Annotated in this window: 17 protein-coding genes; 13 read left to right on the forward strand and 4 right to left on the reverse strand. The window is 46.1% G+C overall.

What is annotated here, in order from left to right:
* Positions 1 to 163: 163 nt before the first annotated feature.
* Positions 164 to 1,414, forward strand: a complete 1,251-nt coding sequence (locus tag J2W69_RS08945; protein WP_310276973.1) for a DUF819 family protein — start codon at positions 164 to 166, stop codon at positions 1,412 to 1,414.
* A 77-nt stretch (positions 1,415 to 1,491) separates the two neighbouring features.
* Here the strand turns inward: J2W69_RS08945 and J2W69_RS08950 are convergent, their stop codons facing one another.
* The gene (locus tag J2W69_RS08950; protein ID WP_310276975.1) at positions 1,492 to 2,517 is read right to left on the reverse strand and encodes a LacI family DNA-binding transcriptional regulator; all 1,026 of its coding nucleotides are present in this window, start codon (positions 2,515 to 2,517) and stop codon (positions 1,492 to 1,494) included.
* Between the two features lie 484 nt (positions 2,518 to 3,001).
* Here J2W69_RS08950 and J2W69_RS08955 point away from each other — a divergent pair, with 484 nt between their 5' ends.
* The 6 genes from J2W69_RS08955 (at position 3,002) to J2W69_RS08980 (ending at position 12,023) form a co-directional block, all read left to right on the forward strand.
* On the forward strand, positions 3,002 to 5,566 hold the full coding sequence (locus tag J2W69_RS08955; protein ID WP_310276978.1) for a TonB-dependent receptor: 2,565 nt from the start codon (positions 3,002 to 3,004) through the stop codon (positions 5,564 to 5,566).
* Positions 5,567 to 5,651: 85 nt separating this feature from the next.
* Positions 5,652 to 7,199 (forward strand): tryptophan halogenase family protein, encoded by a 1,548-nt coding sequence (locus tag J2W69_RS08960; protein WP_310276982.1) that lies wholly within the window; start codon positions 5,652 to 5,654, stop codon positions 7,197 to 7,199.
* 28 nt (positions 7,200 to 7,227) lie between these two features.
* Positions 7,228 to 7,923 carry a SapC family protein gene (locus J2W69_RS08965; protein ID WP_310276984.1) on the forward strand — a complete coding sequence of 232 codons (696 nt, stop codon included), beginning with the start codon at positions 7,228 to 7,230 and terminating at the stop codon, positions 7,921 to 7,923.
* Positions 7,924 to 7,938: 15 nt separating this feature from the next.
* Positions 7,939 to 9,498 (forward strand): tryptophan halogenase family protein, encoded by a 1,560-nt coding sequence (locus J2W69_RS08970; protein WP_310276987.1) that lies wholly within the window; start codon positions 7,939 to 7,941, stop codon positions 9,496 to 9,498.
* Between the two features lie 254 nt (positions 9,499 to 9,752).
* Positions 9,753 to 10,472 (forward strand): SapC family protein, encoded by a 720-nt coding sequence (locus tag J2W69_RS08975; RefSeq protein WP_310276990.1) that lies wholly within the window; start codon positions 9,753 to 9,755, stop codon positions 10,470 to 10,472.
* Positions 10,473 to 11,036: 564 nt separating this feature from the next.
* The gene (locus tag J2W69_RS08980; RefSeq protein ID WP_310276993.1) at positions 11,037 to 12,023 is read left to right on the forward strand and encodes a Gfo/Idh/MocA family protein; all 987 of its coding nucleotides are present in this window, start codon (positions 11,037 to 11,039) and stop codon (positions 12,021 to 12,023) included.
* A 29-nt stretch (positions 12,024 to 12,052) separates the two neighbouring features.
* Here J2W69_RS08980 and J2W69_RS08985 read toward each other — a convergent pair whose 3' ends face one another.
* Positions 12,053 to 14,620 (reverse strand): family 20 glycosylhydrolase, encoded by a 2,568-nt coding sequence (locus J2W69_RS08985; RefSeq protein WP_310276998.1) that lies wholly within the window; start codon positions 14,618 to 14,620, stop codon positions 12,053 to 12,055.
* 360 nt (positions 14,621 to 14,980) lie between these two features.
* Between J2W69_RS08985 and nagK the strand changes: the two genes are divergently transcribed.
* The 5 genes from nagK (at position 14,981) to J2W69_RS09010 (ending at position 20,539) form a co-directional block, all read left to right on the forward strand.
* Complete coding sequence (nagK, locus tag J2W69_RS08990; protein ID WP_310277001.1) at positions 14,981 to 15,889, forward strand: N-acetylglucosamine kinase; 909 nt, start codon at positions 14,981 to 14,983, stop codon at positions 15,887 to 15,889.
* A gap of 44 nt (positions 15,890 to 15,933) precedes the next feature.
* Positions 15,934 to 16,935 carry a glucosamine-6-phosphate deaminase NagB-II gene (gene nagB-II, locus J2W69_RS08995; protein ID WP_310277004.1) on the forward strand — a complete coding sequence of 334 codons (1,002 nt, stop codon included), beginning with the start codon at positions 15,934 to 15,936 and terminating at the stop codon, positions 16,933 to 16,935.
* A 10-nt stretch (positions 16,936 to 16,945) separates the two neighbouring features.
* On the forward strand, positions 16,946 to 18,061 hold the full coding sequence (nagA, locus tag J2W69_RS09000; protein WP_310277008.1) for an N-acetylglucosamine-6-phosphate deacetylase: 1,116 nt from the start codon (positions 16,946 to 16,948) through the stop codon (positions 18,059 to 18,061).
* A gap of 63 nt (positions 18,062 to 18,124) precedes the next feature.
* Entirely contained in the window at positions 18,125 to 19,429 is a 1,305-nt protein-coding gene (gene nagP / locus J2W69_RS09005) for an N-acetylglucosamine MFS transporter NagP (RefSeq protein ID WP_310277011.1), read from the forward strand.
* A gap of 18 nt (positions 19,430 to 19,447) precedes the next feature.
* On the forward strand, positions 19,448 to 20,539 hold the full coding sequence (locus J2W69_RS09010; protein WP_310277014.1) for an acyltransferase family protein: 1,092 nt from the start codon (positions 19,448 to 19,450) through the stop codon (positions 20,537 to 20,539).
* A gap of 132 nt (positions 20,540 to 20,671) precedes the next feature.
* On the opposite strand, the gene J2W69_RS09015 is transcribed toward J2W69_RS09010, so the two are convergent.
* Positions 20,672 to 22,087 carry a capsule assembly Wzi family protein gene (locus J2W69_RS09015; protein WP_310277017.1) on the reverse strand — a complete coding sequence of 472 codons (1,416 nt, stop codon included), beginning with the start codon at positions 22,085 to 22,087 and terminating at the stop codon, positions 20,672 to 20,674.
* A gap of 24 nt (positions 22,088 to 22,111) precedes the next feature.
* Positions 22,112 to 22,597 carry a pantetheine-phosphate adenylyltransferase gene (gene coaD, locus J2W69_RS09020; protein WP_300927773.1) on the reverse strand — a complete coding sequence of 162 codons (486 nt, stop codon included), beginning with the start codon at positions 22,595 to 22,597 and terminating at the stop codon, positions 22,112 to 22,114.
* A gap of 106 nt (positions 22,598 to 22,703) precedes the next feature.
* Here coaD and J2W69_RS09025 point away from each other — a divergent pair, with 106 nt between their 5' ends.
* A complete protein-coding gene (locus J2W69_RS09025; RefSeq protein ID WP_310277020.1) occupies positions 22,704 to 23,363 on the forward strand; it encodes a TetR/AcrR family transcriptional regulator in 660 nt (219 codons plus the stop codon).
* Positions 23,364 to 23,403 lie beyond the last annotated feature (40 nt).

Genomic DNA, 23,403 nt, shown 5'->3' on the forward strand with positions numbered 1-23,403 from the left:
ACGTAAAAAATAACTATAAAGTTCTGTTAGTGGAATGGCACGGATAACTGATGTATTTATCTGTTATCACAAATAAATAGCATTAACGCTGAAAATAATAGCCATTAGTAAAAACCGCTCAGAACTATACCCGCTGTAATAAGGGTAGAACCAAGGAAAAATTATGGAACAATCTACTGCGCTGATCACCAACGATGCAGTCGTGCTGGGTTTATTGGTGCTGATACTGGGTTTTGTTTTTCATACTAGCCACAGTGCATCGCCTTTCTGGCAAAAATTCTATCGCTATGTGCCGTCTGTACTGTTGTGCTACTTCATTCCGTCATTGTTCAACAGTTTCGGCATTATTGATGGCGAGCATTCGCAGTTATATCAAATGGCATCCCGTTATCTGTTACCTGCCTGTTTAGTGCTGCTTACTTTGAGTGTCGATTTTCGCGCTATTCTGGGTTTAGGGCCTAAAGCTCTTATTATGTTTCTGACTGGAACAGTTGGCATTATGTTAGGTGGGCCTTTAGCACTAGCACTGGTTGGACCGTTTTTTCCGGAGCAGCTTGGTGGAGAAGGAGCCAACGCAGCCTGGCGTGGTATGTCGACTATTGCTGGCAGCTGGATTGGTGGCAGTGCCAACCAGGCCGCGATGAAAGAAGTATTCGAAGTAGGCGGCGATATTTTTTCTGTGATGATTACAGTGGACGTTCTAGTGGCTAATATCTGGACGGCAGCTTTGTTATGGATGGCAGCTAACGCGGCCCGCATCGATAAAAGTACAGGTGCTGACACCAGAGCCTTACAGCATTTACAAAGTAAAATAGAAACCTATCAGGCAGAAAACTCACGTAATCCAAAAACTCATGACTTGATGATGGTGATCGCCATTGGTTTTGGTGTGGCTGGTGCTGCACATTTTCTGGCGAATATTATTGCCCCCTGGCTTGAACAACATGCGCCACAACTGGCAATGTATAGCCTGACCAGCACTTTTTTCTGGCTTGTAGTTCTGGCAACTACTTTCGGTTTATTGTTGTCTGGCACTAAAGTTCGACATTTGGAAGCCACTGGTGCTTCCAAAGTTGGTTCTGTGATGGTGTATATCCTGGTGGCTACTATTGGCATGCATATGGATGTAACTGCTGTAATGGATTATCCAGTGATGTTTTTGGTAGGTTTGGTATGGATTTCCATTCATGCTGCTTTGATGTTACTTGTGATGAAACTAATTAAAGCGCCGGTATTTTATATGGCGGTAGGCAGTCAAGCCAATGTGGGGGGGGCGGCTTCAGCTCCTGTAGTAGCTGCAGCTTTTCATCCGTCACTCGCTCCTGTGGGGGTGTTACTGGCTGTGCTGGGCTATGCACTGGGTACCTATGGTGCCTATTTATCGACTTTAATGATGCAGTACGTAGCACCTTAATGTTACGACTCCAACTTAAGTAGTAGCTTTGGGCTCAGGCTTTACAAATTGAAATTGGTAAAGCCTGAGCCCAATTTTTAACTGTTAACCACAGCTGTTGACTCCCGAACCAAAAGCTCGGGGATAAACACAGGCTGATCTTCGGTCTGGCTATGGCTGCCAGGTCTGGTGTGTTTAAACAATAATTCTGCTGCGCTTTGCGCTATGGTGCTGTTCGGCTGGTGCGCTGTGGTTAATGGTGGCCAGGTTTGACGCGAAAACGGGCTGTTTTCAAAGCCAACTATAGAAAGCTGCTGAGGAATTTCAATATGTTGCAAGCGCGCGCTAAATAAAGCACCTGCTGCAATTTCATCATTACAGGCAAAAATAGCAGTTGGCTTGTTGGGTAAAGCCAGCAACTGAGTCGCACCTTTCACGCCAGATTCAAACGAATAACTACCAGGCACAATAAACTTCGGATTGGCATTGATGCCTCTTTTGGTTAATGCCGCCTTAAAGCCTGCCAAACGTTCGCCACTTGAACTGTGTTCGTCATCTCCACATAAAAATGCGATCTGGCTATGACCCAACTCCAACAGATGATTGGTGATTTTGAATGCCGCCGTGAAATCGTCGACCAATACACAGTTGGTTTGTTTGGGGGATGGCGTAGAGCCGGAAATAATACGGACAAAATCAACATTAATGCTGCTTAGCGCTTCAGCTATTTCCGGCATTTCGGAAAAGGGCGGCGTTAATACTAAACCTGCCAACCGGGAATGCTGCACTAAATCAATCACTTCCTGTACTATGCCAGGTGATTTTGCGTTGGTAGGATGGATCAGCAATTCATAACCGTGACGGCGGCACGCATCCAACAAGCCTCTTTGCATATCAATCACATAATAGGCATTTGGATTGTCGTAGATGTAGCCTATGCTGTACGACTTAGTACTGGCAAGATTACGGGCAGCAGCACTTGGCTGATAATGCAGCTCTTGCATCGCCTGATTCACTTTATCAATCGTCGCTTGTTTTACCGACGGCTCATTGTTCATCACCCGCGACACTGTCTTGATTGACACACCGGCTCTGGCGGCTACGTCATGAATGGTCACTTTCATTGCTGGATCCCAAAAAGCACAACACCAAATGGCCTTATGCTGAAAATAAATAAGCTAATTTTTTTACCGATCCAGCTAACTTTATGACAGCGCTGGTCATTTTGTAACAAAGATTGAGTTAAGGGATAACTCTTTTTTGCCTAAACGGCAAACATTTATTCCAGATTTTTTGATTAAAAAATGATCTTTTTTTAATTTCAAAAAACAAAATTAAATTTTATTGATATTAATCAGATAGATAGATTCTTGCTTTCCTCAATGTCTGTGACTGGTCTGAACAGCTCGTTATAAAAAACAGTTCTAACGAGACATTTCTGACTTTTTAAATTCGTTTAAATTTTCATCTAAAGGAGTTTGCAAAGCTGATTTTTTTTGTGTATGTTAAATTTCAATGACAGCGTTGTCATGATGGAATCATGAAAATCTGTTGTTTCAGGACAATAAAATCATCGCACAAAAAAAATCAGGAATGGGAGAGAAGCTTATGCTGCACAATAAAATGAATAAGTGCGCCGTAGCGGTCAAATTAGGTTTAATGGTAGGAACTGCTGTATTAGCATTTCCAACTATGGCTGATCAGGCTGCAGAAGAAAGCGCAAAAAAAGAACAACAGGTTGAAGTGATCCAGATCCGTGGTATTAAAGCCTCGCAGGAAGCTTCGTTAAATGTGAAGCGTTATGCGGTTGCCACTGTCGACGCTATTACATCGGAAGATATAGGTAAGTTTCCGGATAAAAATATCGCTGAGTCCTTACAGCGTATAGCCGGTGTTGCTATTAACCGCGGTTTTGTTGGTGAAGGTGCCGAAGTATCTATTCGTGGTGTGGACCCGACACTGACTCAGGTACAAATGAACGGCCAGTTTGTTGCCTCTACATCCTGGTTTTCTCAGGGAGCCAACAAACGTAGTTTTAATATGGATTTGATGCCATCAGAGATGATTTCAGATCTTGAAGTTTATAAATCGCCAGTGGCTTCACTGGATGAAGGTGGTGTGGGTGGTACAGTCATTCTGCATACCCGCAAGCCGCTGGATTTAGACAGCAACACTTTATTTGCTTCTGTCGAGGCGAATCAGAACTCTCTGGCAGATGAGACAGGCCTGGGTGCTTCTGCTTTATATAGCTGGAAAAATGACGACGAGACCTTTGGTTTGCTCGGAATGATTTCGACGCTGGAGCAGATTGGTCGTGGTCGTAAAGCTGAAAACTATTGGGAAGAGGGCTGGTCAGCTGCTGGTATTGCGGGTTTTGACCAGGACCGTAAACGCGATGCTTACGACATCACAGCTCAGTTCCAGGCAACAGAGCAGTTAGGTTTCACTTTACATGCGTTCCGTACCAAATTGGATGCATTTAATACCAACCAGAACTTTTTGGTGATAGGTGCAGATCCTGCCTTTATGACCAATACCAGTGGTCGCGTAGCGCCTAACGGCTTACCTTTAACTGGCACTGTTACAAGAGCTGGCTGGCTGGCACAGGATACCAACACCCGTAATGCGGTCATGACCAGTGATGTGCTGGACCTTCGTGTTGACTATGAAGCGTCGAACTACACTTTATCTGGTGTTATTGGTACCACTTCATCGGATGGCGGCAATGGTGGCAATGCCAACGGTTTATGGGGCCAACCTATAAATGGTACCAACGGCATCACTGTTGATGTCAATATGGATCTTGCCAATGCCATGTTGCTTGCACCTAAGGGCGTAAGTTTGAGTGACACCTCCTGGCAAGATTTCCAGGATGGTGCCTTAGCCCGGACCAAGCTGAAAGACGAAGAAACCTATGCTCAGGCCGATTTGAAACTGGAAGTGGATTACGGTGCCATCCAGAGTATCGAAACGGGTGTTAAAGTTCGTTCTCACGAATTTACTTACAATTCTTATGGTGCTGTATTAGGTGCTCATGGCATTACCAATATCAGCCAGTTTGAAGATGGCTTATTAAAAGATTTTGATGGCGTATTAGCGTCAGGTTCACCAACCAGTTTTGTCAAAATTGATGGTAAAGCGTATTGGAATGCGTTGAACAACTCAGTAACGGCCTGGAATGAGCAACGTGCTAATTTCAGTTCGGTCACTGAAGATGTGTATGCCGCTTATGTTCAGGGCAATTTCTCTGGCGACAACTACCGCGGTAATGTGGGCGTGCGCTATGTAAAAACTGAAACGGATGGTCGTGCTTATAACGGCAACCTGACTGGTATTGACTCCTTTAAGGGCGATTACAGTGACTTCCTGCCATCGTTAAACCTAGCGATTGATTTGTCAGACGATCTTATTTTACGGATGTCTGCCGCTAAAGTAATGACCCGTGCCGGTTACAGTCAATTGGCTCCGGGCTATAAGGGCTTACCTGATACTCCGCCAAGCAGCGGCCGTTTGCAGGCTGCTCGTGGTAACCCTGCTATAGATCCTTTCCGTGCTTCACAGACGGATATTGGTCTGGAGTGGTATTACAACGAATCATCCTTACTGTCTTTTGCCGTATTCAATAAAGATATTGCGTCTTTTATCAGCACGAAAAAAATTATTGAAAATTTAGTCGATGTGCCAGTGCCAGGCGAGTATGAAGTGTCTGTGCCAGATCAGGGCCGTGGCGGTAAAATTGAAGGGGCTGAGTTCCAGTGGCAAACCAACTTTGGTAATGGTTTTGGTGCCTTGTTTAACTATACCTACGTGGATGCAACTGGCGAGACGGATAACGGCGAGAAAATTATTCTGCCGGGTTCATCCCGCAATCAGTTTAACGTTACAGGTTATTATGAGCATGATATGTTCTCTGCTCGTTTAGCCTATACCAACCGCAGTCAATTCTTCGCAGAAGGTACAGCTTTGGGGAATAGCAGTGACTCTTTTGATGCCCAGGATTTCCTTGATGCCTCATTAGTGTTCAAAGTAACTGACCAGTTGGATGTATCGTTAGAAGGCACTAATCTGAATAACGAGATCACTTATCAGCGCCACAGTACTGGTGCTGAAACAGTGCGGGTTATTACAGAAAATGGCCGTCGCTATGCGTTGAAAGCGTCTTATCGCTTCTGATCCATAGCTAAAAAGGAAGGCATCTGCCTTCCTTTTTTTCTGCTTTGTAGTAACGTAAAACAGTTCCGTTTTTAAAGGTTGCAGTATGCAAACAGAAGCAATTCGTTCAGTGCTGGTGGTTGGCGGTGGTACTGCCGGCTGGCTTACTGCGGCTAATCTGGCGCAGTCGTTTCACAGTGCCGGGCAAGGCGCTATCCGTGTTACCTTAATAGAATCTCCGGATATTCCTACAATTGGGGTGGGTGAAGGCACCTGGCCCACTATGCGGGCAACATTACAAAAGCTGGGTATAAAAGAAGAAGACTTTTTACGCAGTTGCAATGCCACTTTTAAACAAGGCACCAAATTTGTGAACTGGCAGCACAGTGAGTTGCCAGCCAGTTATCATCATTTGTTTACCTCTGTCAGCGACCCGACACAATTTAATCTGGCCCCTTATTGGTTGCAGGGCAGTGCTGGCGACGCTATACCTTATGCCAGCGCGGTAAGCGCCCAGGGGGTCATTGCAGAGCTTGGCCTGGCGCCGAAAAAGATCACCAATAAAGCGTATGAAGGTGTACTTAACTACGCCTATCACCTGGATGCAGGTAAATTTGCGGAGCTGTTGAAAAACCATGCACAGCAAAAGCTGGGCGTGCAGTTTATCAGTGCCAATGTGCTTGATGTCAGTCTGGCGACTGATGGCAGCATAGCTGCAATTGTTACCGACAGAGCTGGCACACAGCAGGCCGACTTTTATGTGGATTGCACAGGTTTCCAGAGTGTATTGCTGGGTAAGGCGATGGGCGTGGGCTTTTGCTCTGTAGCTGATACCCTGCTGACTGATCATGCTGTGACTATTCAGGTGCCGCACCCGGCCCCCGACTCGCCTGTCAACGCCTGCACCCACTCTACTGCTCAGGCCGCTGGTTGGATTTGGGATATAGGCTTAACTAATCGCCGTGGTGTGGGTTATGTCTACAGCAGCGACTATGTGTCTCACGATGAAGCAGAACAATGCTTGCGGCGTTATATTGGCCCGGCAGCGGATGCACTGGCTGCCAGAAAACTTGCGATGCAGGTCGGCTATCGCGAAAAGTTCTGGCATAAAAACTGTGTTGCAATAGGCTTGTCTGCGGCTTTTGTTGAGCCCCTGGAAGCATCGGCGATTTTTCTGATTGAAGCGGCGGCTAATATGCTGGCCGATCAGCTGCCAGCCTTGAAGCAGAACCTGCCACTGGCAGAGCATAAGTTTAATACGTCTTTTTTGTTCCGCTGGCAAAAGACCATCGATTTCATTAAGTTGCATTATGCTTTATCCGGCCGGACAGAACCCTTCTGGCAAGCTGCCAGGGCAAAGCAATTGATACCCCAATCGCTTCAGGATGTATTGCAAAGCTGGCAAACTCAGCCCGTCAGCGCTTATGACTTTGCTCATGTGTACGAACCCTTCCCAATGGAAAGTTACCAATATGTATTGTATGGCATGGGCTTTAAACAGCAATTGGCAGACCCGCAACGTTACCGGCAAGGCGACAAGGCTGCTATGTATTTTCAGCGGGTGCAGCAGTTGACTAAGCAGCTGCAACAGGAACTGCCGGCTCAGCGGGAGCTGCTGGCAAAAATTTATCAGTATGGTTTTTCTGCGCTCTAGATGCAGATGTGAAGCGGAAATAATAACAATGACTCAACTTATAGCGCTGGACAGCCAGCAACATCAGCACTACAAACTGCAAGAAGATACGCTGTTTTCGCATATGAAATCTGCCCATATAGTACCGCTGGAGGTCAATGAATTTGCCGCAGCTGCAGCACATCTCCCCATTGTTTTTGTCAAAGACAGCAATACAGGTCAGTTTCGCGCCTGCGTGATGACTGGCATCAGGCCCGGACAAAATTTGTATTGGCATGAAACAGGCTGGCAGGCTGGTTATACACCTCAGGCGTTACGTAATTATCCGCTGCTGGCGGTGCAGGCTGATAAGCCGTCAGCTGAATATATTATTGTGGTTGATGCCCAAAGCAGCTTGTTTAACCAGCAATCGGGTCATCCATTGTTTGACGCTGATAAAGGGACTGACTACCTTCAGCAAAGAGCGCGCTCCGCCATAGCTCAGGCCCAAAGTGTCAACCTTACGCAGCAGTTTATTCAGCGTCTGCTTGAGCTTGAGTTGCTGGTTGCCAGAACTCTGACTTTGACGCCGCAAGGCGCTGAAGCTTATGACCTGACCGGACTCTATGTGATTAATGAGCAACGACTGGCGCAATTAACTGATCAACAATGGTTGTCTCTGCGGGCGAATAACAGCTTGCTGGCAGTGCATGCAGTATTGATGTCGATGAACCAGTTGTCGCCTTTGGTTGCGCGCTCACAATGATAAAGGAATAGCCTTATGTTGAAGTCAACTCTGGACGACATTGTTATTGTAGGTGGCGGCACTGCAGGTTGGTTAACGGCGGCTATTCTGGCGAAAAAGCTGAATGCCGGCAAGGAGGGCAGCGTGCAGATCACAGTGATTGAATCGCCGGATATTCCTATTATCGGCGTTGGCGAAGGCACCTGGCCAACCATGCGGACTACGTTGCAGAGTGTTGGCGTGGATGAAGGTGAATTTATGCGTGAATGCGACGCCACCTTCAAACAGGGCGCTGAGTTTGTGAACTGGCAACACACACCAGCTGCTGGCGAAAAACACAGCTATTTTCATCCGCTTAGTGCAGTTTTTCACTCATCTTATGACTTTAATCTGGCGCCTTACTGGCTGCAGGGGGCTTCAGAATTACCTTATGATTTAGCTGTGGCATCGCAAAGCCGTATTTGTCAGCTTGGACTGGCACCAAAAAAAATTACCACTCCTGCTTATGCGGCACTACAAAATTACGCTTATCACTTTAATGCGGTGAAGTTTGCCGCTTTTATGAAAAAGCATTGCACAGAGAAACTGTCAGTAGGTTTTATTTCTGCCAATGTGCAGCAGGTGCGTATGCATACTTGTGGTGCCATTGCCAGTGTACTAACCGACAGCATGGGTGAGATCAAGGGAGACTTTTTTGTTGATTGCACTGGTAGTAAAGCACTGTTATTAGGTGAAGCCCTGGGTGTGGGCTGGCATGGCATTAACGACATTATTTTTAATGACACCGCCCTGGCGATGCAAGTGCCTTATCCAGCGGCAGATTGGCCAATAGCCACCCATACCATAGCTACAGCACATGAAGCAGGTTGGACCTGGGATATAGGTTTACATAACAGACGTGGTGTGGGTTACGTTTACTCCAGCGCGCACAGCACAGATGAGCGTGCTGAGCAGATACTGCGACAGCATGTAGGTGAGCAGGCAGAGGGGCTTGAGGCCAGAAAAATAAAACTGAACCTGGGTTATCGGCAGCAGTTTTGGCGCAAAAACTGTGTGGCTATTGGTATGTCCGCTGCCTTTATAGAACCACTGGAAGCGTCAGCTATTTTTTTGATTGAAGCCGCGGCAAATATGCTGGCAGATCAGTTTCCTCGCAGCAGTGCTGCACTGGGTTACGTCGAGAAAAAATTCAACGACACCTTTAAGTTACGCTGGGATAAAAGCATCGATTTTATCAAACTGCACTATTGTATCAGTCAGCGCCGTGATACGGCTTATTGGGTGGATAACTGTGCAGACAGCTCAATTCCTCAATCCTTACAGCAGCGCCTGGCTCATTGGCGACTGCACCCGCCTGGCAAGTATGATTTTGATTATGCGTTTGAACCTTTTGTACTCGACAGCTATTTGTTTGTTTTGTATGGCATGAAGTTTAATACCGACATCAGCCATAACCTGAGCAGTTATCCGGATAAACACAGCGCACAACAGTTATTTGCTGAAATTGATCGCACCACTGCGGTACTGCGACAACAATTACCTACACATAGGGAATTGATTGATAAGGTCTATCAGTACGGCATGCCAAAACTATAACTGTGGCTCATTTGCATAAGATGAGCTTTGCTAACCGCTGCCTTTTCGGTTTGTCTGGTTTCTTTATTTGTTACTGTTGTGGTGCAGTGCGAATTGCAGCGGTGAAAGTTTTTTGTGGAGATGCCAGATGGATCTGGTATCGGGTGGATTTCTGAGGTAAGTTGAGGCCTCAGTTTTACACGCACTCATTGCGGTAAATTTATCACGGCCTCATGTCAGGCTTTTATTGTTGAATGTGTTAAGAGGTTTCATTCATGTCACTGCAAATTGCTCCGCTACAAAAAGAAAAACACGCCCAAACAAAAATCAACATTGCCAATGCTTTCGCCTTTGCACAAGATCAGCATATTGTGCCTGTAGTAGTTCAGGAATTCGTCCGTATTGGCGCGGAAATGCCGATTGTTTTTATTAAAGATTCTGCGTCTGAGCGTTTCGATGTTGTGGCTATGCTGGGACTCAAAACAGGCGAAAACCTGATGGTTGCAGAAGGTCAATGGCAAGGTTTTTATGTACCAAAAGTGTTGTGGAATCACCCGTTAATTCTGGCTGACGATCCAAGCAAAGAAGGGCAGTTACTTGTTGCTTTGGTTGAATCCAACCCAATGGTTAATACTGAAACAGGCCATGCTTTATTTAACGAAGACGGCACCGAGTCCGATTTCCTTAAATCCCGTGTTGATTCGATGCGCGAATTTTTTATGCAGTCCCAAAACACCAGAGCTTTTAACAAAGTTTTGGCTGATATGGAATTGTTAGTTCCTCAGACTTTAACTATCACGCTTGAAGGCAAGCCACGTGAAATATCTGGGATCTATATTGTCGACGAGAAAAAATTAAATTCATTGTCTGATGAGCAGTTACTTGATTTAAACAAACGTGGTCTGATGCCAGCAATTTATGCACATTTAATGTCATTGCAGCAAGTGCAGCGTTTAGGTGAACGAGCCAACAAAGCCGTAGCTAAAACAGCCTGATCCTGCCCCATTGAACAAGCAGCACAGTAGGTGCTGCTTGTTGTTTACCTGAACTCCCCCTTTAATTGTCGTTAGTTTATCTGCTGACTATTTTTCTGTTTATCCACATTTCAGTTTTTTACTATTAATGTTGTTTTTGTGTAAAAAACGCTTGATTCGGCGAAAAAAAGTACATAATATGATTATGACAGCGTTGTCATATTTGTGAAGAGTTACTTTTCTGTGGTCTTTGTCTGACGGCAGTAAGTTGTAAGGAACGGGGCAATCAGAAGCTTGCTGGGGTCTGATTGTTGTTTTCTCCCTCGTCAGAGTCATGTTGATTGGTAGTTGGTCAACAGGGTTCACCAGCAGACATGGAGGTTGTGTTTTATTTGCCAATCCTTATCCAAGGGATCTTTGAGGATACTGCCTGCAGTATCCTCTTTTTTTTTGTATGCAGTCTGTGCAGATCACCATCTGGGTTGTGACCTGGTGTTTTTTAGCTTTGTGTCGGAGCATGTTGCACTGGAAATAGCTTGATGGCTTCTTTAAAGTGCGTTAAATGCAGTGGAAGGACAGGTAAAGATGAAACAAATCCGTTGGGGAATTATTGGTTGTGGCAATGTCACTGAGCTAAAAAGTGGCCCGGCTTTTAATAAAGCAGGGCACTCCAGTCTGGTTGCTGTGATGCGTCGCGATGCGGCCAAGGCTGAAGACTATGCCAAACGTCATCAGGTGCCACGCTGGTATGACGATGCAATACAGCTCATCAACGACCCCGAAGTGGATGCTGTGTATATTGCTACTCCACCTGATAGCCACAAAGACTATGCTTTGCTGGTAGCTGAGGCAGGGAAAATTTGTTGTGTTGAAAAACCTATGGCTTTAAATACTGCAGAATGTATTGAAATGACCCATGTTTTTGAACAAAAACAACTGCCTTTGTATGTGGCTTATTACCGTCGTTCTTTGCCACGTTTTTTAAAAATCAAAGAATGGCTGGAGCAGGACCTGATTGGCACACCCCGTCAGGTGCAATGGAGTTTCAGCCGTATGCCAAATGCGGCTGATTTAGCAGGGCAGTACAACTGGCGAACCGATCCGGCAAAAGCTGGTGGTGGTTATTTTATTGATTTAGCCAGTCATGGCCTGGATTTATTGCTGTACCTGCTGGGTGATGTGTCGGATGTACGAGGTATCAGTACAAATCAGCAAAAGCTTTATGCTGCAGAAGATGCAGTCGCTGCCGTCTGGCAATTTCAATCGGGTTGTTTAGGCACTGGGTTCTGGAACTTTGCCGCATCTGAGCGCAATGATAAAGTCGTGATTTATGGCAGCAAAGGCCGGATTGAGTTTTCGGTGTTTGAACATGAGCCAGTACAGCTGTTTAGCACAGAGCAGCAGTTAAGTTTGGATATACCGCATCCGGAAAATATCCAGTTTTACCATATTCAGGCTATGGTGCAGGATCTGCTGCATGGTACAGGTCATCCTTCTACAGGAAACACGGCGCTAAAAACCAGCTGGATGATGGAACAAATATTGGGGTCAGATCACATTGTTAACTGTTAACAATGTGATCTGACCCCTTTTTCAGGTAGCTAATCCAGCTGAGTTACTCTGCTGGTGGCACCATTTTTCGCTTTAGTCCGCAGCAGTAAGTTGCTGCTAACCTTGACTGCTTCAGTATAAGGCAACCAGCTTTGGCCCTGATCTTCGCTGTATTCAATGACTAAACCAGGCCAGGCGCTGTTGGCAAGCAATAAGCCATCCTGCAGCACTGCACCTGGTGGTGGCAGATACAAAGCCACACCGGCTTCTGCTAAACGGGGTAATTCCTTTTGGGTTAAGGTCCAGCCGAAGCGTTGCCAGTCTTGTTGTCTGGCTTTTGTGTCAGGCTTTTCAGCTTCCCACTTTGCTTTGTGCCAGGCCCGCTCAGCCAGTGCCAGCAAGCGTGGATACAGCATTTGTTCTAATTGTTCTGCTGTCCTGATCGTTTCAGTCCAGATCTGGCCCTGAATACCCAGAATATTTTCTGGTTTTTCCAAGCCTGGCAGTTCCTGACCTAGCAAAACCTCTAAATTTTCAATGACCTGGCCCTCACGGGTTTTATCGGCATTGGCGTATAAGTGATCTGGCATATAACCAAATACCTTGGCCACATCAGTAAAGCGGGAGGCCCAGTAGTAACCACGTTCCTCCGGATGCACTTCGTAAGGGTGGTCAAAATACAAATGGGTACCGTGTGACAACACCACCTGATAACCAGCATTGGCTAAACGGTGGGCGCGATCACCTACACCCCATTCCCAGATATTATCCCAGACATTGGCATACACATTTTCGTTGGCAAATTGCTGACGGTTAAAGGGATTTTTAGCGTCATACATTAAACCATCTTCCCAGCCACCTAAGGTCAGCTGTCTGTTGGCTGCCAGCTGCGCTACTTTAGCCACAAAATAAGGTTTTAAATCGGCAACACCTGCAACCCCACTGTCTGGTGTGGCTATCAGCTGAGCACAGGCAGGAGAAGCAGTCCATGAACCTGCACCAGTTTCATCTCCACCCATATGAAAGGTGCTGAGTTTTAAACCGGCCTGACGGTACATTTGTTGCAGCTCATAAATGACTTTGTCTACAAAAGCGTAAGTGGAGGGCAGGCAGACATTGATAGAGTTGTCGTTGTAGTACTGCACCGTCATGTATTTCGACTGATCCTGCGGATCGGACAACAAATACTGTGTCGCTTCAGCTTCTTTACCTTGTTCTTTCAGTGTCAGATAACGGGCCTGCATAGCTTTTACCGCAGCTCTGGCATGTCCTGGCATATCAATTTCCGGAATGATTTCGATATGGCGCTCTGCTGCGTATTTTAAGATCTCAATAAAGTCTGCCGTGCTGTAATAGCCATTGCCGTTGCCTGATGTAAAAGGGCCAGTACCCAACTGAGTCAGCAGACAGTTGCGCTCGGATAAATCAAAACAGCGATTTGCACCTATCTGAGTCAGTTCAGGCAAGCCCGGGATCTCGATGCGCCAGCCTTCATCTTCAGTTAAATGCAGATGCAGCTTATTTAACTTATAACGCGCCAGCTGATCGATCATACGTAATGTCACTTCTTTACCGTGGAAATTACGCGCCATATCGTAATGCAAACCACGCCAGCCAAAACGTGGCCAGTCGGTGATAGTCAGATTCGGTAAAACAGTACGTTCACCCTCTACCGGCAGCAATGCCAGCAAGCTTTGCACTGCATAAAAAGCTCCTGCATTATCATTGCCACTTAAGCTTATTTGTTTATCGTCGATCACCAACTGGTAACCTTCAGCTTTGTCTTTCACCGCCTTCACACCTAACGCTATATGAGGCTGATTTTTGGCTGGCGCCTTGGTGGTTAAACTAAGTGATAAGCCTGAAATTTTCTGCAGTTGTTGCTGTAAATAAGTCGCTTCAGAGGTTAAACGGCCACTGTGATAAATCACCCAGTCAGCACTAAGTTTTGTTTGGCCGCGCTGATAGCTGATTTGTTGTGGGCTGGGCACTATAGATAATTGTTCTGGTTTTTTAAAAGCCGACAGTTGCTGCTGATTCGCCACAAAACGGCTTTGGCTGGTGGCTACAGGGTATAAATCCGGCGAGGGGTTATTAAAACGCTGCAACTGCTCTGGTTTGGTATAAGCTTCAACAAAACGGCTGAAATCTTCGGTATCTGTATTGGCAAAGATTTCGGGTTTTAAGCCTTTGGCGGTAATAAAAGCCCGTGGCATCCAGTCGCTGTAACTGACCATAAAAGAAGACGGAGAAAAAGTAAGGCGTAACTGTTCACCCGGTTTTAAACCTTTAAAGTTTTTGCCAGGGCTCAGGCTATGTAAGTCGCCTTGCACATGCTGCAGTATCAAACCATGCTGCTCAGCGCCTTCCTGTTTTCGGATGGCATGAAAATACAGTGCCCAATTGCCAGCTCCTGCACTCAAAGTCTGGGATGACTTATTACTCAGAATCAGTTCAACCTGACTTTTTTGCACTGTAGCTGACGTAAAATTGCTTTTGACCGCAAACTTTAGTTCAGTATTTTTGGCAAATTCTGCAAGTTCAGCCTGAGTAAAAGCCTGAACTTGTCCGCTAAAAAAGTAACTAATACAAAGCCATAGTAGTAAAAAATACTTCATCGCACGCTCCCCTAAACAGCGGTACACTATCACCGCGGGCTATTCCCTGATGGATTTTATGTAAATGACTCTGGCATCTGGTGTCTTTCCGACGCGCAAAGTGACAGAACAATGACAAGATGGACCTCTTCTAATTGATTGATTTTAAATATAAATATATTTCATTTCTTGCTTATTTCGAAAAATTAAGCTCGATTTTTAAACAAGGGTCTTGTTATTTGTCAAAATTATTATATGCTGAATTGAAAAAATGACAACGCTGTCAATTCGGTTTTTGATGAAATAATGGACAGCAACAGGTGAAAGCTTAATCGGATCGGATTAAAGCTGACCAGCGGACAATGCAACGAGGTTGGTAGGATGACTACAGCAGTAGGCTATGATGGCCCGTTTTATTTAGGTGTAGATGGTGGAGGCAGTAAATGTCGGGTCATCATAGTCACAGAAGACAATCAGGTAATAGGTGAGGGCTTATCTGGCCCGGCCAATCCGTTACGTGGCATGAAAGTCGCAACCGACTCTATTCTGGCCGCGACCCAACAAGCTTTGACTTGTGCTGGTATGGCTTTTAAAGATATGTCCAAACTTATTGTTGGTGCCGGCTTGGCTGGCGTCAATATGCCTGAATATTATCGTATTTTCTCAGAATGGCAGCATCCTTTTGCACAGTTGCATTTAACCAGCGATTTGCATGTGGCCTGTATTGGTGCTCATCAGGGCGGTGATGGTGCTGTGATTATTGCTGGCACAGGCTCTTGTGGTCTGGCTGATGTCAAAGGCCAGTTGGTTGAAGTGGGTGGCCACGGTTTTCCTTATGGCGATAACGGCAGTGGTGCCTGGATAGGTTTGCAAATGGTGCATCATGTGCTGTTAGCCAAAGACTTATTAGGCCCACAAACACTGCTGACTGATTTGTTATGCAGTGAATTAAAGCTCAGTCAGACCCTGGCTCTGGTCGATTTCTTTATGCATGCCACTCCAACTACTTATGCCAAATATGCTCCTCTGGTATTTACTGCCGCTGATCAGGGCGATGTTTTGGCGCAGCAAATAGTGCAGCAAGCAGCGGCTCATATCAGCGCTATAGCCCAACGTTTGTTAGGTATCAATCCACCCCGTTTATCCCTGATTGGTGGTTTGGCGCATAAGTTACAGCCTTATCTGGCGGCAGAAGTGCAGCAAAAAGTGACACCGGCTTTGGCTACGCCAGAATTTGGTGCCGTCTGGTTTGCTAAACAGCGCCAGCAAAAAGCTCAACGTATTTCTTAGCTATTTATTAACAAATATTTTAACTTTAAGCAGTGAGTAACCCAATGATGACCCAAACTATTATGGCGCAGGAAGCTGCGGAAGCACCAAGCCGGATCCGTGAACAATTAGCGGCCAACGCCAGTCGCATTGCCGACATAGTAAGGTTGATCAAGCAAAAGCAGCCACGTTATGTCTATATGGTAGGTCGTGGTTCATCTGATCATGCCGGTGTCTTTGCCAAGTATCTGATTGAAATTGAAATAGGTTTACCTGTTGCAGCTGCTGCTCCTTCTATTGCCAGCGTATACAACAAACAACTGGATTTAACAGGTGCTCTGGTACTGGTGATTTCACAATCAGGCAGAAGCCCGGATATTCTGGCTCAGGTCGCCATGGCTAAGGCGGCTGGTGCTTTAGTCATTGCATTGGTGAATGATGAAACTTCACCTTTAGCTGAACAAGCCGATCAGGTGATTCCACTGAATGTGGGTGCTGAAAAAGCTGTTGCAGCGACAAAAAGTTATTTAGCTACTTTAAGTGCTTTATTGCAGTTGGTTGCCGCATGGTCTGGCAATAACCAGTTGCAGGATGCCGTAGTGAGCCTGCCTGAATTACTGGAACGGGCTATCGAATTACCTGCTCAGTTAACCGCAGAATCTCTGGACGGAGTGAAACATCTGGTGGTGTTAGGCCGTGGCCCTGGTTATGCCATCAGCCGTGAAATTGCGCTGAAACTCAAAGAAGTCTGTGGCATTCATGCTGAAGCCTTTTCCAGCGCTGAGTTCCTGCATGGTCCTGTGACTTTAGTGAAAGATCAGTTTGCTATTGTTGACGTCAGCGTAGCAGATGAAGCCAATGCCGCTCATCAGGCACAAATTGCTGAAGTGCGTAGCCGTGGTGCCCGTATTGTGCATTTGCATCATGCCGATTTGTTATCTAATCCGCGGGTATTACCACTGGCCTTATTACAGCGTTTTTATCTGGATGTTGAAGCCGTGGCACGCAGCCGTGGTGTCAATCCGGATGCGCCTCCTGGCCTGAACAAAGTCACTAAAACGGTCTGATGAGGTGTTGATGCAGCAGATTTCAGTAGCCCGGCTATTTGATGGTCAGAACTGGCAACAAAATGTCACTTTAACTATCGAAGCTGGCCGCATTCACTCGATTCAACCAGCCAATGGTGCCGTACTGCAAGGTGCTCTGGTGCCGGGTTTTATTGATGTGCAGGTCAATGGTGGCGGTGGTGCTTTATTTAATACGAATACCAGTCTCGAAGCGCTGCGCATTATGGTTAAAGCCCATGCTCAGTTTGGCAGCACAACACTTTTACCTACAGTAATCACTGATTCAGTTGCTGTGATGCAACAAGCTGCTGATGTGATAGCTCAGGCTATCGCCACTAAAGAGCCTGGTATTTTAGGGGTGCATTTTGAAGGCCCGCATTTATCTGTTCCTAAAAAAGGTGTGCACCCTGAACCTCATATCCGGCCTTTATCAGAAGCTGAGCTGGCGATTTACCGCCGCACTGATCTGGGTATTAAGCTGGTCACTGTGGCACCTGAGAACATCAGTCCTGAACAAATTAAAGAGTTAGTGAAAGCTGATGTGATTGTATGTTTAGGTCACAGCAACGCAGATGCTGCCACAGTGCAAGCCGCTCTTGCGGCAGGAGCAACTGGTTTTACTCATTTATACAATGCAATGTCGCCTTTAACTTCGCGTGAGCCGGGAGTAGTAGGGGCGGCTCTTGCCGATCCTCACAGCTGGTGTGGCATTATTTTAGATGGTTTTCATGTGCATCCGCTGGCGGTCAAAGTGGCCTTAGCGGCTAAACCCAAAGGCAAATTACTGATAGTGACAGATGCGATGTCGCCTGTGGGCACCAGTCAGACCGAATTTGATTTTTTTGACGGCAAAGTTATACGTGACGGCAATAAATTAACCAATTTAAACGGCAATTTAGCCGGGTCAGTACTGGATATGGCCAGTGCTGTGGCTTATGCCATCCAAGAGTTAGGTCTGGAACAAGGTGAAGCTGTGCGTATGGCGTCTTTATACCCAGCCGAGTTTTTAGGCATCAGCTCTGAACGTGGATTCATTCAAGTTGGAGCCAAAGCTGATCTGGTACTGCTCAATGAACAAGGGCTGGTGCAGCAGTGCTGGCTGGAAGGTCAGGCTTTTATCGAATAGAAGCTACAAATATACCCAATAAATTCAACACAATAATAATTATTAAAGCAACAGGAAGGAATTATGGAAATGACAGTCGATACCCCCAAGGCGCGTAGTGGCGTTTTGCCTATGGTCATAGTGGCCATGCTGTTTTTTGTGCTGGGTTTTGCCACCTGGCTTAATGGCTCTTTAATGCCCTATTTAAAACAAATGCTGCAGTTAACGCCATTACAGGCATCCCTGGTGCTGTTTTCCTTTTATATTGCCGTTACTTTTACCGCTTTGCCATCAGCCTGGCTGATCCGCAAAGTAGGTTATAAAAATGGTATGGCATTGGGTATGGCTATAATGATGCTGGCGGGCCTTTTGTATATTCCTGCCGCCCAAACTCAAACCTTTGCTTTGTTTTTGCTGGCTCAATTGGTGATTGGTACAGGCCAAACCTTATTACAAACAGCGGTGAATCCCTATGTAGTCAAAATTGGCCCTGAAGAAACTGCAGCTGTTCGTATCAGTATTATGGGGATTCTGAACAAAACTGCTGGTGTGGCGGCTCCTTTGGTGTTTACGGCTTTGATTGTCAGTGGTTTTACCGCTCCTGTAGATACAGCTCTGACCCCGGAACAAATTGACGCTATGGCCGCCAGCCTGGTGTTTCCTTATTTAGGATTGGCTGCCTTCTTAGGCTTATTGGGTTTGGCTGTAAAATACTCACCTTTGCCTGAACTGGAAAAAGAGTCAGGCACAGGAACTGGTGTCGAGCAGTTAAAAGCTGTTTTGGCTAAACCAGCCTTAGTGCTGGGTGTACTGTCGTTATTTGTTTATGTGGCCGTTGAAGTGATAGCGGGCGACACCATAGGTTTGTTTGCCTTGTCGCTTGGTGTTGAACGTTACACTGTGATGACTTCTTATACTATGGCTTGTATGGTCGTGGGTTACATTTTGGGTATTCTTCTTATTCCCCGGGTGTTATCCCAGCAAAAAGCTTTGGCAGTTTCCGCCGTCTTAGGCTTAGTTTTAACTCTGGCTATAGTCTTTGGCGATACCAACTCTTACTTTATTGCGAATGCGCTGCTGGTGCCTTTTGGCGGCACAGCTTTGCCAGACGCCTTGTTATTTATCGCCATTCTGGGTTTAGCCAATGCCATTGTCTGGCCTGCGGTCTGGCCTCTGGCTTTATCAGGTCTTGGCACTTTAACCAGTATTGGTTCGGCTTTACTGATTATGGGCATTGCTGGCGGCGCTTTTGGTCCATTGTTTTGGGGCCTTGCCAGCGGCACAGCTTTAGGGCAGCAGGGCGCTTATCTGGTGATGTTGCCTTGTTATGCCTTTATCCTGTTTTATGCGTTGAAGGGGCATAAGCTCACCAGCTGGAAAAGCTCTTAATTTGTTAAAGGCGCCTTTATGTCTTCACCACGTTTTTATGCGCTGGATGCGTTAAGAGGCTTAGCCATTGCCTTGATGATCCTGGTCAATACTCCAGGATCCTGGCAGCATGTCTATACACCACTTTTGCATGCTCCCTGGGATGGTTTTACCTTTGCAGATATCGTCTTCCCCACCTTTTTGTTTGTGGTGGGGGCAGCGATGTTTTATTCGCTGAAAACTGCAGTCTTATCCAAACAAAGCCTGTGGCGGGTCAGCAGCAGGGCCTTAAAGTTAATTGGTATTGGTGTGTTGCTGAACTACGTGCCTTTTAGTGTGGATCTGGCCGAATTACGTTTGCCCGGTGTATTGCAACGTATAGGTTTAGCCTATTGGCTGGCTGCCCTGTTGATATTGACGGTAAAACGCAGTTATCTGCCTTTTGTTGCTGTGGCTTTAGTGTTGTTGTATTGGTTAGCGCTGGTGCTGGGTGGTGGTGAATTGCCTTATAGCCTGGAGCACAATCTGGTGCGGCAATGGGATTTAGCCATTTTTGGTGCTGCTCATTTGTATCAGGGTTTTGGTGTGGCTTTTGATCCTGAAGGCTTCTTAAACACTCTGCCTTGTGTGGTGGCTGTCTTGATTGGTTTTGGTACAGCCTCGTTTTTACAGGGCAAACAGCAGCACCACGCCTTGCGTCTGTTATTACTGGCTGGTCTGGTTCTGGTGGTTCTGGCTTTGCTTTGGCATTGGCTTTGGCCCATCAATAAAGCCTTATGGTCCGGCAGTTATCTGGCGCTGAGCAGTGGTTTAATTTTGTTGCTGTTAGCAGCTTTGGTCTGGTGTATTGATATCAAAGGCTGGACTGGCATGGCTGAACCTTTAAAAGTCTACGGCACTAATCCACTCTTTATTTATATTTTGTCCTGGCTCTGGGCTGTGCTTATTGGCCAGTTGATTTTTATACAGGCAGAGGCTGGTTCAGTCTCTTTGTATCAGTGGGGTTTTGAGCAATTAGCTTTAGTGTTCCCAGCCAGGCTGGCGTCTTTTGTGTTTGCGCTGCTGCATGTGATTGGCTTCTGGTATCTGTCACTGCTGCTGTATAAACGCAATATAATCATTAAGTTATAAAAAACATTGTCAGGAACAATGTTTAACAATGCGAAGCATTGGCCCGTGAGGGTGAGCACCAGGGATGGTTGCGAATAAATCGGGGTCAGATCACATTGTTAACTGTTAACAATGTGATCTGACCCCATTTGACTAAAACCTGTATTCCCAGGTAGTGGCTGCAGCCACTTCGTCAGCACCTTCCGGCAATACGGGTGATTGATCCAGATAACGTAACTGCAGACTCAGCAAACCATTAAAAAATGGCCGTCTGTGTTCAGCTTTGGCTTGCCAGCTTTGTTCGCTGTTGCCCGCATCGTCATAATAATTGGCCAGATACAGATGGCCTGACCAACTGATGCCGTCATACGTCTGGTAATGATAACCAGCACTTAATACGCGAGCGTCTTTGCCATAACCGCTGCCAATCACACGGCCGTATCTGCTGTAACCCTGAGGGTATAACTCGCCCTGATAAGCACAATTACCTTTCACTACTGTATCCGGACAATCAATATAAGTATCTGAATACTCCATATTTACGGTGTGGATGCCTGAGCTATTGCCCCAGTAACTGCGAATGCCAGCCAGCAGCAAAGGGTTATCCGGTAAACCTTTTGCGTTATCATCATCGGCCAGTTCAATATAAGCCGTCAGCGGCAGATTTAGCAGATTAAAGTGGTAACTTAAGTCTAGCGCGGCTCTTTGATCAGAGTTTGCGGCAGCTTCGTCTTTATTGATAAGCATATCCCACCAGTCACCAAAGCCATTGTTTTTTCCCTGGCCACCCCATTGACTGACTCGTGATATACCCAATTCCAGAGCCGCAGCAGGTCTGAAGTTAAAACGGCCACCCCAGTAGCGGGTTTGACTGATCGGACTTTGGTGTTCACCTAAGCCGATAAAAGTAGTGAAACTCCATGGCCCTAACCAGTTCAATACTGGCAAATCTATAGGGTCCCAACCATGGCGACTTAAACGTATTGAAGGTAATGGCCTGGCGTTGTTGCTTTGCAACAAGGCGCTTTGTTGGCCTGGTCCCCACCAGGTACTGATCTGATCGACCGACAATACCCAGTTTCCTAACAAGGCCGCCAGATAGCTGTTGTCGTAGGTTAAATCCTGTTCTGTGCTGCCATCATGGCGTTTGCGGTAACGTACTTCAGAGCGGCCAGCAAAGATATCATTCTGAAACTCGCTGAACGCTGTGATACTGGCTTGGTCCTGATAGGTTTCACCAAAACTCTGAATACCCATTTGCTCTGAATTGGCTTTAAGTTTAATACCTGCAGTTTTATCACTTTCGTTGACATTCAGAGCTTTACGCACATGAGCAAGTGCAAAAGTCACTTCTTCGCTGTAGCGGCGGTTCGGAGCTTGTGCTAAATCTTTGGCAATATTCTTCCACATCAAAGGATAGGTATTAACCGGGCCGCTGATTAAACCTGCGTGAGACAAAGTTTGCAGTGACTGGCGCAGGTAGTTGTCCTGAGTATCCATCCAGGGGGTTGCTTGTGCTGACAAAGCCAGAAAAGCCAGAGTAAAAGTGCTGTACTTAAGTTTTTTCATGAGGACCAGAATCCGTATATCAAATTAAACTGCGGTAAACTTTTGCTTTAATGCCTGTTCAACATGAGAGGCGACAAAACGGCTGACATCGCCACCATGGCGGGCTACTTCTTTCACTAAAGTGGAAGAGATAAAGGTGTTTTTTTCTGAAGGTGTCATAAATAAACTGTCTAAATCCGGGTTGAGCTGACGGTTCATGCTGGCGAGCTGAAACTCATATTCAAAGTCGGCCACAGCCCGTACACCACGCAACAGCACCTGAGCCTGATTCTGTTTAGCAAAATCGGCCAGTAAACCGGAAAAACCCACTACTGCTACATTCGGCAGATCGGCAAAACATTGTTGTGCCAGTTGAACCCGTTCTGCGAGCGTAAACAGCGGTTGCTTGCTGGGGTTAGCAGCTACAGCCACTATGACCTGATCAAACAAAAGTGCAGCCCTTTGTACTAAGTCACTGTGCCCATTCGTTAAAGGGTCAAAAGTGCCGGGATAAATCGCTTTGGTTTTCATTGTTTTATGGTCATCCCTGTGCTGCTTAAATACACGACTAGAGTTTTTAATCGAATTGGCGTTACTATAGCAAATTAATAAAAAATAAATAAAAAGAAATACGCGGATGGATAAGAAGCTAAGAACCAAAGACAAGATACTGCAGGCGAGTATCGAGTTATTTAATCAGCAGGGTGAACGTTGTATCACCACCAATCATATAGCGGCGCATTTGGGTATCAGCCCTGGTAATCTGTATTACCACTTTCGTAACAAAGAAGACATAGTGCGGAATATTTTCCGCGAATACGCCAAGTTACTGGATAGCAGGCTACAACCGCCCAGTCAGCCATCAGAGGCCCTGGATTCGTTGGCCCAGTATCTGGATGTGGTATTTGAGCTGATGTGGCGTTTTCATTTTTTTTACGCCAACCTGCCAGATATTTTGTCGCGGGACCAAGCCTTGCAGCAGGATTACCTGGCAGTGCAAAAGGCGGTGTTAGCAAAAGTGATTTCTGTACTCAGTGCATTAAAAAAGGCAGATGTGATTGCGATAGATGATGCCGATATTGCCAATTTCGCTCATACCATCAAGCTCGTGGTGACCTTCTGGATCAGTTACTTAAAAACCCAGGAGCCGCAGACTGTGATGAGTAAAGAACAGGCTTATCTTGGGGTATTAAAAGTGCTGCTGTTATTTAAGCCTTATGCCACAGCTCAGGCTCTGCCTCGTATCGAAAAACTGCAGCAGCACTATCAGGCTTTGTCTGGTGATCAGACTATTTAACGGTCCGCTGGCAACTATTTGCTACGCAACTAATCCGATC

Origin of the sequence: Rheinheimera soli (assembly GCF_031457405.1) — a bacterium.
Classification (GTDB): domain Bacteria; phylum Pseudomonadota; class Gammaproteobacteria; order Enterobacterales; family Alteromonadaceae; genus Pararheinheimera; species Pararheinheimera soli_A.